Genomic DNA, 13249 nt, shown 5'->3' with positions numbered 1-13249 from the left:
CTTTGCAAAAGATTCCTTCAATCAACATTCATATTCCATGGGAGGTGGTCATCCTGTCGCAATCATCCGGTCCCTTTTCCTTCGTAGTCTCAAAAGAAGATTGGTCCCTTCATCGTAAAGGTCATCAGGATCAGGAACGCCATCAGCAAAAGGTCAGAGAAGCCATCAAGGATAATTTGCCTGACCTCGTTACCGAAGAGAATATTATTTTGTCAGGCGGTAAGCAGATTGTGAAGGTTCCGATTCGCAGTCTGGATGAATACCGGATTATTTATAACTTCCGTAAACAGAAGCATGTAGGACAGGGGGACGGAGAAAGCCAGGTCGGAGATGTGCTTGGGCGCGATTCACAATCGGCACAGCCAGGCAAAGGAGAAAAAGCAGGCGATCAGCCCGGTCAAGACACCGTGGAAGCAGAGGTCAATCTGGAAGACCTGGAGGACATTCTATTTCAGGATATGGAATTACCACATTTGAAGCCTAAGAATAAGGAAGAGATCGAGGTCAAATCCATTATTTTTAACGATATTCGTAAAAAAGGGATGATGTCCAACATCGATAAAAAACGTACGCTGCTGGAGAATCTTCGGCGCAATGCAAGCAGCGGCAATCCCGGCATCCACAGTATCAGCCCAGATGATCTGCGCTACAAAACATGGGATGATATTAGAACCCCTCATTCCAATGCGGTCATTATTGCCATGATGGATACGTCAGGTTCGATGGGTTCTTTTGAAAAATACTGCGCCCGCAGCTTCTTCTTCTGGATGACCCGTTTTCTGCGCCGCCAGTATGAGAAGGTAGAGATTGTCTTTCTCGCCCACCATACGGAGGCTAAGGAAGTCAGTGAGCATGATTTCTTCACCCGTGGCGAAAGCGGGGGAACGATTTGTTCCTCAGCATATCAGCGAGCGATTGAAATTATCGATAGCCGCTACCCGCCAGCACAGTACAATATTTATCCATTTCACTTCTCCGATGGTGATAATCTCACCTCCGACAACGAACGTTGTGTGAAGCTGATCGGAGAACTGCTGAAACGAAGCAATATGTTCGGCTACGGTGAGGTGAATCAATACAATCGTAGCAGTACCTTAATGTCAGCTTATCGCCACCTGAAACATGAACAATTCATGCATTATGTCATTAAAGACAAAAAAGAAGTGTATCAGGCGCTGAAGACCTTCTTTAGTCCAAAGGGTACGGTTAATTCTTAATGCCCCACTCCAAAACGCGGGTGTCCCAAAAGCCAAGAATGGCTGATGGGACATCCGCGTTTTTGGCGTTGCTCCTTCTTGAACAAAACAACAAACTTCGTAAATTGCGTCATCTGGGTCCGTAGGCATCGGGGATGGGCAAATAGCGTCATCTGGGTCCGCAAGATCGAGGGATGTGCGAATAGTGTCATCTGGATCCGTAAGTATCGGGGAATGGACGAATAGCGTCACCTGGGTCCGTAAGATCGAGGGATGGGCGAATAGCGTCATCTGGGTCCGTAAGTATCAGGGAATGCGTCAGAATAGTATGTAGGGCAACTGGGGGATTACTGGGGGATTACTGGGGGATCGGCGCTTTCGGACACAGATGACCTTAAACGTAGCTTTATCGCATATCTGGCTTCCTATCGGACTCCATAGCTACTATTAGCACGAAAAACACCAAAAACGAGCCTCATTCTTAGCAATAGGTGCACTGGAGTCCGATAATACGCTCCAAAGGCGATAAATTTGCAAATAGGGTCATCTGGGTCCGCAAGTATCGGGGATGGGCAAATTGCTCATCTGAGTCCGTAAATATCAAAGAATGCGTCAGAATAGTATGTAGGGCAACTGTGTGGGATTACTGTAGCGCTCGGCGCTACGGTATAGATTAAAAAATAAGCCAGTGAAATTAACTTTCTTTTTTCAGTTACATAATAACTCCTACTATACACCTAATTTCACAATTTGGATCGGTACCGATAAACTTGTACTCCCCACCCATGTCAGCTTGTTTTCGTAAGCTATGACTGCTGTTTTGTTTTTCCCCCGCTTAGATTTCCACCATGCAAATAACCTCCAATCCCAAACTCTGGAATGTGGAGGTTATTTATATTTAAAAAGCGTTCACCACTACACCCTAATGAACCTTCTCTCTATCCTTGCCTTTATCAGACTCACCAGCATTTTTGTTCGCTGCTTCCCGGTCCTGCATCATCTCATCCACCGTCTTCACCTTCAGGCGAGCAGCGCCCTCGTTGTTAGCGTTCGTTGTGATAAGCTCTCCTGAAGCCAAACGTTCCTTGGCCTTAGCAATAGCTTCGCTGTATTGAGGCAGCCACTGTTCCCCTGCGACGAGCATCTCATCGACCATCTGCCAGATTTCTTTTGGATTACATACGGCACCAACGAGTGGGTCCATCATAAATGCCTGACGCAACAGCTTATCATCGCCGTGTACAGCTGCTTCAACCGCCAGACGTTGTACTGAAATACTAACGTTGCATACGGCGGCAGGTCCAAGCGGCAATTCGCCTACCAGCGGCATGGAGATCCCGTTCCGGTCTACATATCCCGGTGCTTCGATAATAGCGTCATCTGGCAGATTAGAAATCACGCCATTGTTCACTGTATTAAAATGCCCCCGGTACACTCGTCCCGTTTCCAAGCCTTCTATAATATAAGAGCCGTGCTCTTCCCCGCGATTCTCCTTCGTATACTCCAGTGCCGCGTCTTTCATCCAGTTTGGAAAATCTGTCTCGAACCAATTTCGACCTTCCGTGCAGACACGCAGATAACCACCAGTTTCTCCGTTAATCCAGCTCCCCAGATCGATCCAATCCATAATTTCATCACTGCGTTTACGGTACCATGGCACGTACTCACTTAAGTGTCCATTGGATTCTGTACTATAGTAGCCAAAGCGACGTAACATATCAATGCGCACTTTTTCCGTACGGCTGAATTCCGGATGTTTCTCAAAAGCCTCTAAAAGACCTTCGGTCAGATCCTTCCCCTCATGACTTGCTGAAATATACCAGGTCTGGTGATTGATGCCCGCACAGATAATATCAACTTCGGATTTCTTAAGCCCATACACATCCGCAATTTGTTGGTGCCCATGCTGTACACCATGACATAGACCGATGGTCCGAACACCACCATATTTATTGCAGGCCCAGGTCAGCATAGCCATCGGGTTCGAATAGTTAAGCAAAAGCACATCCGGTGCTGCCATCTCCCTAATATCACGGCAAATATTCAGCATCTCCGCAATTCCGCGTTGCCCGTACATAATACCTCCCGCACACAGAGTATCTCCCACACACTGATCGACTCCGTATTTTAAGGGAATGTCCACATCCGTAGCAAAGGCTTCAAGCCCACCCATCCGAATAGTACAAAATACGTACTTAGCATCCTTCAGTGCTTCTCTGCGATCCGTTGTGGCCTGAATTTGTATATTTAAACCATTCTCCTTAATATCACGCTGGCATAGCTCCGTGACCATCTCCAGATTGTGGCTGTTAATATCCATAAATGAGACTTCGATATTTTTAAATTCCGGTACAGTTAGTAAGTCCCGCAACAATCCACGGGTAAATCCAATGCTGCCTGCCCCTATAAAAGACACTTTAAATGACATGGTTATCATCCTCCGGTAATGAATTGGTTGTTCCTGTCCATTGTAGCAAGGGACCTGAGGAAAGCGTAACCAATATCATGACCTCTTTTGAAAGAAGGTGTCAAAAATCCTAACCTATCTACTAAAAATCATGCTCTTCATAACTCCAGGCGTGACGCTCAATGGAATTGCGGAATTCTACAGGCGTGCAATCGGCGTATTTTTTAAAAAGAAGGTGAAAATATTGCCTGCTGCTAATTCCTACGTAATCTGCAATTTCAGCAATCGGGATGTCGCTCTGCCCAAGCAGCATCTTCGCCTTCTCCATTCGCAGCATATTCAAGTAATCGCTGAGTGTCCGACCCGTATGGCTCTTAAAAATTCGATGTAAATATCCGGGATGCAGATTAACTGCGGCTGCGATGTCCTTAACCTGAATGTTCTGGTCATAGTTCTGATGCAGAAATTCGATGCTACGGCGCACATAAAGCTGCGAGGGCTGTTGGCTGGTATGAAGCTGCTCTTGCCGAAGTCTGGATAATCGCAACAGAAGCTCACAAAATAATAAATCAACCATACTTCCCCCCTTCCCGCCGCTCTGATCAAGCTCTAACACAAGTCCCTTTAGAACATGATAGATTTCCCCCGGATCAGGCATTACTAAACTGGAAAAAGGAAGCTGCAGCATTTCTGCGAGCGCCGTTTCTTCACGGGCTAGCTTGCCGACAGAGGGTGCAACCCCTCTATATTCCATGAAGCCAAATTCCACATTTAGCATCCGACAAGGTGCCCCCTCTTCAACAATCAGCCTATGCGGAACATTCGCGTCTAGGATGATCAATTCTCCCCGCTTCAGCCGAACTCTCTCTTCTCCTCCTGAGCTTGGACGGACATCTACGATACAACTCCCTGAGATCAAATACATGATTTCCGTTGAATTATGCTGATGGTAAGACATATTGTAGTTATTCCACTGTTTATAATAGTAAGCAAAAAAATGAGGACTATAATCTCCCTCGATTAAAACCTGCTGAAAAAGACTCCCGCTAGGACTCAGATTTAAGTTCGTCAATGGATCACTACTTTCTTCATTTATTACTTAATACAAGTGTATCCCTTTAGCCACTTCGAAGACAAGATAACCTCCGATAGCGATCAAATCAACAAAAACGAGCAACTCTCCACTATACTGGAAAATTGCTCGTCTCTATTAGAATATTATTGTCATACTTGAAAAGAAACCAAAGAGTGCTTGAGATCCGCTGCCAAGCCCTCCAGCTTTTCCGATAAGGCAACCAATTCCTCACTAACCGTAAATTGCTGAGATGACATAGAAGCTACCTCCTCCGTCGAAGCTGTGGTCTGCTGGACAATGGAGCTGACGCTGGCCATGGATTCACCAAGTTGACGCTGGAACTCAATCAATTCGAGGACAGAAGCAGAAGATTCACTAATATGTCTCATGAAATGTTCCATTTCCTCTTTGACACTCGCAAATATCGTTGACGACTCTCTTACAGAAGAGATTTGTTCACGGAACTTAGGAGCGGCTTCATTGATATCCTTAACGGTGTTCTCGATATGTAGACCAATCTCTTCCGTGATCTTGGAGACCGATTGAATCGACTCATTCGACTGGTTAGCGAGCTGCCTGATTTCATCAGCAATCACTATGAACCCTCTTCCGGCCGCACCTGCCCTAACTGCTTCTATGGTAGCATTTAGCGCCAAAATATTGGTTTGCTTATTCACGGCAATCATAGGGCTGAGAATACTGCGAATTAAATGGGTGCTTTCTCTGAGCTTAGTAGAATTATCTTGAATTCGATTGATCATCTCTACCGTAGACTCACTTTGTTCTACTAGCAGCTTCATCAGCTCTGTACCTTGATTGCTAACCTCAATGACCCGTTCTGCTGAATGGTCCATCACTGTATTTATTTCCGTCACTTCACTCATTTTGCTGCCGATAATCTCAACATTGTGATAACTGCGTTCGGCTTCAACAGCGAGGCTGGCTGACCCCGCTGCAATCTCACCGGTAGCGGTCGCAACCTCTCTGGCATGGAGGGAGATTGTACTTGATGCTTGTACTAATTGTTCCGAAGTAAGGAGGACTTCATCTGCCGAATTCCCGCTCTGCCTTGCAAGCAAAGAGATCTGCTCCATCATTTTGTTGAAGCTGTGACCCAAGCGGCCAATCTCGTCCTTGCCCTTAAAATGGGTTCGTACCTGTAGGTTCCCATGCTCTCCTTCTTCCATCAAGACTGCCAGCTTACCCAGCGGACGCCCTACCAAACGAACAAGAATATAACCGATTAGTAGTGCTATTAAGGCTGCCGCTAGCACCACAGAAAATGTAATATATAAAAGCTTGTCCGCAGACTTGGTAAAATCACTGACGGGAGCATACCCCATAAGCGTCCACTTGGCAGTAGCCAAGGGCTGGTATACAACAAGCTGAGAACTTCCGTTCTCATCCTCCGCTGTAAATGAATGATTCTGCTCTTTACCTTGTTCTTCTGAAACTTTTATGTAAGAGGGTTGACCCAGCTTAGCTTGATCCACACCATACACAATGCTGCCATCCGCACTCAAGATACGAATTTCACCGGTCATCCCAATCTGAAGGTTAGACAGCATTTCAGTCATGGCCTTCCCTTTCACTTCGATTAGCATGTAATACTCCGCTTCGGGATGTACAAGATTACGCAGCAATCTCCCCATAGTTAAGGATGGCTCAGTATAAGCATCAAAAAAGCCTTTCTCACGAACGGGAAACCAGACTGGCTCTCCTTTAGCTGCGGCAATTTGCTCTAATCTTGCGGAAATGCCTTCATCACTACGAATCCCACTTATACCGGTAGATTTATAAGATTCTGATTCTACCAAGCTCTTGGATACCAGCCTGACGCCATACATCCGCTCATCAGACCCTTTTACCAAGTCCAGCTTTCTGCGAATCCGATCTTCAGCACCCGCTTTGGCCACAGTTGTAAGCTCGCCACTATTTATTTTTTCTAAATCACCCTTTAACACAGAGTCGAGTGCAAACTGCCTTGATAGTGCCTCATACTCTGCCAGCACAAAATCCAGCTTGTCCGCTGCCTGAACTACAGATTGTGTGGAGGCTGCAGCAACCTCATTCGTAATGATATTTTTGGCGGCAAAATAGGAAGTTAATCCTAGCACAGAGGATAAGAGAACTATAGAACTAAATAAAATAACGAACAGTTTAACTCCAACAGATTTAAAATATAGAGTCCAGGACTTTTTCATTAAGTTCACTCCCCATGACGAAATAAGGGTACAGCCCTCCATTTCTGTATAAAGGCTGTACCCTGATTATTTATTAGCATGAAGCGAGCGAATGGGTTTACCCCTTACTTGCTCCTGCTGTCAAGCCATCTACTAGCAGACGTTGCAAGAATACAAACAAAATCATAATTGGAATGGAGATCAAAACCGCACCCGCAGAGAACAAGGTAAAGTTCGTGTTTTGGTTCGTGTTAACCATATCCCACATTCCGACTGCGACCGTCCAGTTCTCCTTCGTCCGCAAAATAAGTCTGGCGAAAATGAAATCCACCCAAGGACCAACAAACTGAGTCAGCGCCATGTAAGTGATCATAGGACGTGACAAGGGTAAGATGATCCGCATAAATATCCCGAAATTACTCGCCCCATCTATTCGAGCCGCCTCATCCAAAGAACGAGGAATCGTATCCAGGAACCCTTTAGCGATAAAGGTCCCACCCAGCGGTGCCCCAGCCGCATAAACGATAATTAACGCAATATGTGTATCCAGCAAATTAAACTCTTTAAGCAGCATATAAATAGCGATCATACTCATAAAACCAGGGAACATACCAAGAATCAATACGGTGGATAACGCTGTTTTACGCGCTTTAAACCGGAATCTGGATACGGCATAACTGGTTAACAAAGTAAGAACTACCCCGATAAGCATCGAGAACACAGCTATTTTCAAGGTATTGGCATACCAAGTCCCAAACATATAGCTGGGTGATGTGAACAATTCTCTGTAATGTGATAAAGTGAATTGCTCGGGAATAAACGTTTTGCTGTACAATGATTTACCAGGTCGGAAGGAAGCTAAGAGAATCCAAAGGGCAGGATAGAGTGCAGCTATCGACAAAGCAATCAAGATAATATAACTACCTGCTAAGCGAATAATGTTCGCGACTTTTCTGCTCATTGGATCATATCCTCCTCTTTAAATGACTTCGTCCGGCGGTAATTGTACAGGGAGAATGAAGCGACAATGATAAAGATAATAATCCCTATTGCCGAAGCCATGTTGTTTTTATTCTGATCAAGCGTTAATTTGTATAACCAGGTTACTAGCAAGTCCGTAGAACCGGCATATTGATAGTCACCATTTACCGGACTACCCCCAGTTAATAGGAAGATTGCGTTAAAGTTGTTGATGTTACCTGCAAACTGCGTAATCAAGGTTGGTGCTGTGGAGAACAATACCATCGGCAACGTTACGATACGGAACTTCTGATAACCCGATGCTCCATCCACCTCAGCAGCTTCATACATATCCCGTGGGATAGTAGTCAGAACGCCCATGATAAGCAGCATAGAAACAGGAATACCTACCCACATATTAACGATAATTACGGTAACCTTAGCCCAGAATGGGTCAGTCAGCCACGGTAATCCATCCAGTCCAAAATACCCCATGTATTGATTGATAGGCCCGAATTGACCGTTAAATAAGTTGCGCATGAGCAGAAGCGAGATTAACTGTGGCACCGCGTAAGGCACAATCAGAATTACTCTCCACATTCCTTTGAAGCGAATGCCCTTCTGACTCACCAGCAAAGCGACCAACAGTCCTCCGAAGTATGTAGTAATGGTTGAAAGAACTGCCCATATAATTGTCCATGTTAATACACCATAAAAAGTGTGGCTCCATGTCTTAAGGACCAATAAATTACGAAAGGTCTGAAATCCAACCCAGTCCACCAATTTGGCGGGTGGAAGATGATCAGGTGCGGAATAGTTCGTAAAGGCCAACAGGATCATGAAGATAATTGGCATAATCGTAAAGAATAGAACACCAATGCCCGGCAAGACTAGAAACGCTTGAGCAAACTTGTAATCCAGGATATAACGAACACTTTGTTTAAAAGTGTTTGCCTGAAGACCGTTATCACGTTTTTCTCCAATCTTGTAAGCATCTCTGATATTCAAATACCACGCGATAATCAATAGAATAAGAATAAGGATGGTGATCAAGCTTTGGATCATAATATAAATCGAGTGATCACCGGTAACCATCTTGGCGATCCCCTTCACTTTAACCAGACGACTCGGATTCTCTCCTAGTGTTACAATGCCCCATAAGGAGTTGGCAAGATTCTCAATAAAATAAAAAACGGCTACAGCTTCTACGGCTAAATATAATATTCCTTTAACGAATTGGCGGTTATATATTTGTCCCAATCCCATAAAAATCGTCGACAGTATTGCGGCCCTCGTGCGATGTCGTTGCATTTCGCTTCCGTTCTCCTCTCAGAGTGAAAATAAGAAGCTGCCAGCCGCTAAACATGCGGCGGGCAGCTTGATTCACTGTATGCTGTTAAGACAGTGAATTATGATCCTTATTGAGATGCACTGTTATTCAAATCTTTGATTTGTTGTACAGCTTTGTCCATTGCTGCTTTTGGATCCCCATTTTTATCCCAAATTTCTGGAAGGGCAGCATTTACTGGACTCCATACGTTACCCATTTCAGGGATAGAAGGCATCGGTTGGGAGTTCTTAGCTTGTTCTGCAAAAACGGACACATAAGGATCGCTAGAGATCTGTGGATCAAGAAGCGCCTCGTTGTTTGTAGGAACCGAACCAATCGTTTTGTTCAGTAACAGCTGAGCGTCTTTGCTTGAAGCAAAATTCGCATACAATTTAGCAGCATTCGGATATTGAGTAAACGAGTTAACTGCGAAAATTTTAATACCAGAGAATGTAATTGCTGTTTTGCCATTCACAGTAGGGATTGGAGCAATACCAAGGTTGTCACCAAGAGCTTCTTTGTATCCTCCAAGCTCCCATGGACCTGTGATATCCATAGCTACATCACCAGAGTTGAACAAGCTGCGTTTGATATCACTGTTGATATCACCACTCTTAATTGGCAATGCTTCCTTCAATTTCACAAATTCTTTAAGTCCTGCAATTGCGCCATCGTTAGCAAGACCGATATCATCTTTATCCGTACCATCCTTACCGAAGAGGTATCCGCCATCGGATGCGATAAACATGTAGTTGAAGTACACGTTTCCTACTTCCCACATAATTCCATATCTATTTTTCGATTTATCCGTGAATGTTTTGCTGAATGCAAGAACATCATCGAATGATTTAGGTGCTTCTTTAACAAGCGATTTATTGTAGAACAATGCATAAGTTTCTGCTGCTCTTGGGTAACCATACAATTCGCCTTCGTACGAAGATCCGATAATCGAAGCTTCAGTATTGTTAGCTTTTGTTTCTTCACCGAAAACATCGTTAGGAAGAACCAAGCTCGCGCTTGCCGCTTTACCTAAGTTATCGTGAGGGATAAGAATAACGTCTGCCGCTAATCCTGAAGGACCATCTTGAGTAAGCTTAGTTACTTGATCCGGGGGTGCCAATTCTTCAACCTTGACTGGAACGTTATATTTTGCTGTGAACTGTTTAGCAATCTCATCTGCAAAAGGTCTTTCTTCTTTACTTTCCCATACCACTAGAGTTGCGCCATCTTCAGGTACGATTTCATCTGTTACTGCTGCATCTGTGCTCTCTGGCGCTGCAGTCTCTGTAGTAGCGTTGTTAGTAGCTTTTGCTGCGTTGTTGCCCCCGTTATTCGTACTGTTGTTGTTCGAACCGCATGCTGTAACGGACAGAGCCATTGAGAAAGCTGCGGTGATAACCATCATTTTTTTCAATTTCATTACTTTAACCCCTCCCAATTTTTAAAAACGTAAGATGGAAAATAGTAGTGCTGCAATCTGCGCAAACGATTTCAGAAAGGCTAAAAAAAAAGTTCTTCTTTTAGCTTGCTCCTTCTGTATCTGCATTTCACAGGTAAGAAAGCGCTTCATCCATGAGTACATCATACAACAGTAACGATTGTTTTTAAAAACGTTTGCATATACTGTATTGGGTCATTTTCCATTAATTGATATACATTATAGGCATATATCTCCATTTTTCACATGATATCTTTTAATTAGTCGATAATTCATGTGTTTAATATTGGAATATCTATTTTATTTGCCCCTAATATGCCACATTTTCTCTATTTCAAGAGATTTCTCATAAATTAACGTTCACAATGCTCGTTTACTTTAGTGAAATTTAGTGCAATGGTTTGAACAAGAGTATTGAAATCCCTTTTATTCCATGCTATAATCCAAAACGTTAAGAGGCTGTCCAGCATGAAGCACAACATCTCTTGTCTGCCTCCTGTTCTATACAATTAAAAGGCAATGTTACTTATCAAAGGTACAACCTCGGGCAAGCTACTTCGCGGTGGCTGTGCCTCTTTGTTATGTGCTACTCTGCTACTGATTTAGTGCATGTTGCATAAAAAATTGTGCAACCAATAACAATAGCGACATTCTACATTCCACGCGCTCTGTGGAGTATCGTCCGGGAATAGTTTATGCTTTCGATGCGGTTTTGCCGAAGTGTTCGAGGAAGTAACGCTAACAAAACTTTAGGAGGATTTATCATGTTACTGGAAGCAGTGTATCATCGTCCGCGGTTAAATTGGTCTTATGCCTATAATGAAAGTACGATTCACCTGCGTCTGCGCGCTAAAAAAGGGGATTTAACCGAAGTGTTCGCCTTTGCTGGAGATAAATACGCTTGGGATACCACAAAAGAACTAATTCCCATGACCCTCTTCACCTCCGATGCTATGTTTGACTATTGGGAATGTGCTTCAGTACCTCTCTACCGCCGCTTGAAATACGGCTTCTTACTTCAAAAAGATAACGAACGAATTTGGATGACCGAAAGTGACTTTCAAACGGTGCGGCCGGAAAACCCAAACAAGCTGTTCGAATTCCCCTTCATTAACCGCGTTGATGTATTCGCTCCGCCTGCCTGGGTAAAGGACGCTGTTTTTTATCAGATCTTCCCAGAACGCTTTGCAAATGGGGACCCGAGCCTTGATCCGGAAAATGTTCAGCCATGGGGCTCCGAACCAACACCAACCAATTTTTTTGGCGGCGACCTGCAAGGGGTTATTGATCATTTAGATCATCTTAACGAGCTTGGGATCACTGCTATTTATTTCACACCTATCTTTGATGCAACTACTAATCACAAATACGATACAGAAGACTATATGAAAGTCGATCCGCATTTTGGAGATATTGAGACTTTAAAAAAGCTCGTCGATAGCTGCCATAAACGTGGGATTCGTGTCCTGCTAGATGCCGTATTCAATCATTCTGGCAGAACCTTTGCCCCTTTTGTGGATGTTCAAGAAAAAGGAGAGGCTTCCGCCTTTAAAGATTGGTTCCATATTCGCAAGTTTCCACTTCAAATTGAAAACGGTGTCCCTACTTATGACACCTTTGCTTTTGAACCGCTAATGCCAAAGCTAAACACAGAACATCCTGAAGTTAAACAATACTTACTGAAAGTCGCAGAATACTGGATCAAAGAAGTTGGGATCGATGGCTGGCGTCTGGACGTTGCCAATGAAGTGGATCATGATTTCTGGCGGGAATTCCGCAAGGTGGTTAAACGTGCTAATCCTGAGGCTTACATATTGGGAGAAATCTGGCATGAATCTGCACCTTGGCTAGAAGGCGATAAATTTGATGCCGTTATGAACTATCCTTTCACTGACGCTGTCCTTGACTTCTTTGTGCATGGCACTCTTGATGCTGAAGAATTCGCTAATTCCATTGGCAAACAGTTATCGCGCTATCCGCTGCAGGCAAGTGAAGTTGCTTTTAATCTGCTCGACAGCCACGATACTCCACGACTGCTTACGCTGGCTGCTGGAGACAAAAACAAGATGCGATTAGCGGCACTGTTCCAATTCACCTTTATGGGCACTCCCTGCATCTATTACGGTGACGAGATCGGCATGGACGGTGAAGGTGACCCTGGTTGCCGCAAATGCATGGAGTGGAACCCTGAAAAGCAGGATCGTGAGCTCTTCGAGTTCTATCGTCAGCTTATTCAAATACGCAACGATCACCCTGCTCTCCGCACAGGTACATTTACCTTCCTTGAGGCAGGACAACAAGGCAGCAAGCTAGCCTATGAGCGCCGGCTGGATCTGCAGACAATTGTCGTACTAATCAACAGTGAAGAGACCGCTCAGACCTTCCGTATTGACGTAGACGAGCGGGATTGGGAGAACTTGTTTACAGGCGAAACACTGCGCACAGAACGCAGCAAGCTGATCGTGAAGATGCCAGCCTATGGATTCACTATCCTAAAGGCAATCATCTAAAAGGTTTCTTTCCACTGCTCAGCCATACAGCATAACAAAACAGGGTATCTCGCAAGCGATAATCGCTTCGGGATACCCTGTTTTCTTTTGGAGAATACTAAAATGCTAACCGCTGCTCAAACTAAGGGGTGCCAGAATTCAGCACACTTT

General features: G+C 44.4%; 8 protein-coding genes. 2 read left to right on the top strand and 6 right to left on the bottom strand.

Annotation, left to right across the window (positions count from 1 at the left end; all coding sequences use genetic code 11):
- The first annotated feature begins 53 nt into the window (after window positions 1-53).
- Window positions 54-1217: a sporulation protein YhbH gene (yhbH, locus tag NSS82_RS09960; RefSeq protein ID WP_036684553.1), complete on the top strand. Its 1164-nt coding sequence runs from the start codon at window positions 54-56 to the stop codon at window positions 1215-1217.
- A gap of 901 nt (window positions 1218-2118) precedes the next feature.
- Here yhbH and NSS82_RS09955 read toward each other — a convergent pair.
- The 6 genes from NSS82_RS09955 to NSS82_RS09930 form a co-directional block, all read right to left on the bottom strand.
- Window positions 2119-3624, bottom strand: coding sequence for an alpha-glucosidase/alpha-galactosidase (locus tag NSS82_RS09955; protein WP_076271947.1), 1506 nt, complete (start codon window positions 3622-3624; stop codon window positions 2119-2121).
- A 121-nt stretch (window positions 3625-3745) separates the two neighbouring features.
- On the bottom strand, window positions 3746-4675 hold the full coding sequence (locus tag NSS82_RS09950; RefSeq protein WP_143761216.1) for an AraC family transcriptional regulator: 930 nt from the start codon (window positions 4673-4675) through the stop codon (window positions 3746-3748).
- Between the two features lie 152 nt (window positions 4676-4827).
- Entirely contained in the window at window positions 4828-6882 is a 2055-nt protein-coding gene (locus NSS82_RS09945) for a methyl-accepting chemotaxis protein (protein WP_081384062.1), read from the bottom strand.
- A gap of 97 nt (window positions 6883-6979) precedes the next feature.
- Window positions 6980-7822, bottom strand: a complete 843-nt coding sequence (locus NSS82_RS09940) for a sugar ABC transporter permease (RefSeq protein WP_036684372.1) — start codon at window positions 7820-7822, stop codon at window positions 6980-6982.
- Window positions 7819-9132 (bottom strand): sugar ABC transporter permease, encoded by a 1314-nt coding sequence (locus NSS82_RS09935; protein WP_036684375.1) that lies wholly within the window; start codon window positions 9130-9132, stop codon window positions 7819-7821. The genes NSS82_RS09940 and NSS82_RS09935 overlap by 4 nt, the downstream gene beginning before the upstream one ends.
- Window positions 9133-9239: 107 nt before the next feature.
- Window positions 9240-10571, bottom strand: coding sequence for a sugar ABC transporter substrate-binding protein (locus NSS82_RS09930; RefSeq protein WP_036684378.1), 1332 nt, complete (start codon window positions 10569-10571; stop codon window positions 9240-9242).
- A gap of 782 nt (window positions 10572-11353) precedes the next feature.
- Between NSS82_RS09930 and NSS82_RS09925 the strand changes: the two genes are divergently transcribed.
- Window positions 11354-13099 (top strand): alpha-glycosidase, encoded by a 1746-nt coding sequence (locus NSS82_RS09925; protein WP_076103981.1) that lies wholly within the window; start codon window positions 11354-11356, stop codon window positions 13097-13099.
- The last annotated feature ends 150 nt before the right edge of the window (window positions 13100-13249 follow it).

The sequence above is a fragment of the Paenibacillus sp. FSL H7-0735 genome (assembly GCF_038008505.1).
GTDB classification, from domain to species: domain Bacteria; phylum Bacillota; class Bacilli; order Paenibacillales; family Paenibacillaceae; genus Paenibacillus_AQ; species Paenibacillus_AQ odorifer.
Note: the sequence above shows the minus strand (reverse complement) of the source record. Positions and strands in the feature narration are given on the sequence as shown.

Coding starts and splice junctions, on each gene's coding strand:
- NSS82_RS09940 (WP_036684372.1), bottom strand. CDS start 7,822: ATGAGCAGAAAAGTCGCGAACATTATTCGCTTAGCAGGTAGTTATATT.
- NSS82_RS09945 (WP_081384062.1), bottom strand. CDS start 6,882: ATGAAAAAGTCCTGGACTCTATATTTTAAATCTGTTGGAGTTAAACTG.
- NSS82_RS09930 (WP_036684378.1), bottom strand. CDS start 10,571: ATGAAATTGAAAAAAATGATGGTTATCACCGCAGCTTTCTCAATGGCT.
- NSS82_RS09935 (WP_036684375.1), bottom strand. CDS start 9,132: ATGCAACGACATCGCACGAGGGCCGCAATACTGTCGACGATTTTTATG.
- NSS82_RS09925 (WP_076103981.1), top strand. CDS start 11,354: ATGTTACTGGAAGCAGTGTATCATCGTCCGCGGTTAAATTGGTCTTAT.
- NSS82_RS09955 (WP_076271947.1), bottom strand. CDS start 3,624: ATGTCATTTAAAGTGTCTTTTATAGGGGCAGGCAGCATTGGATTTACC.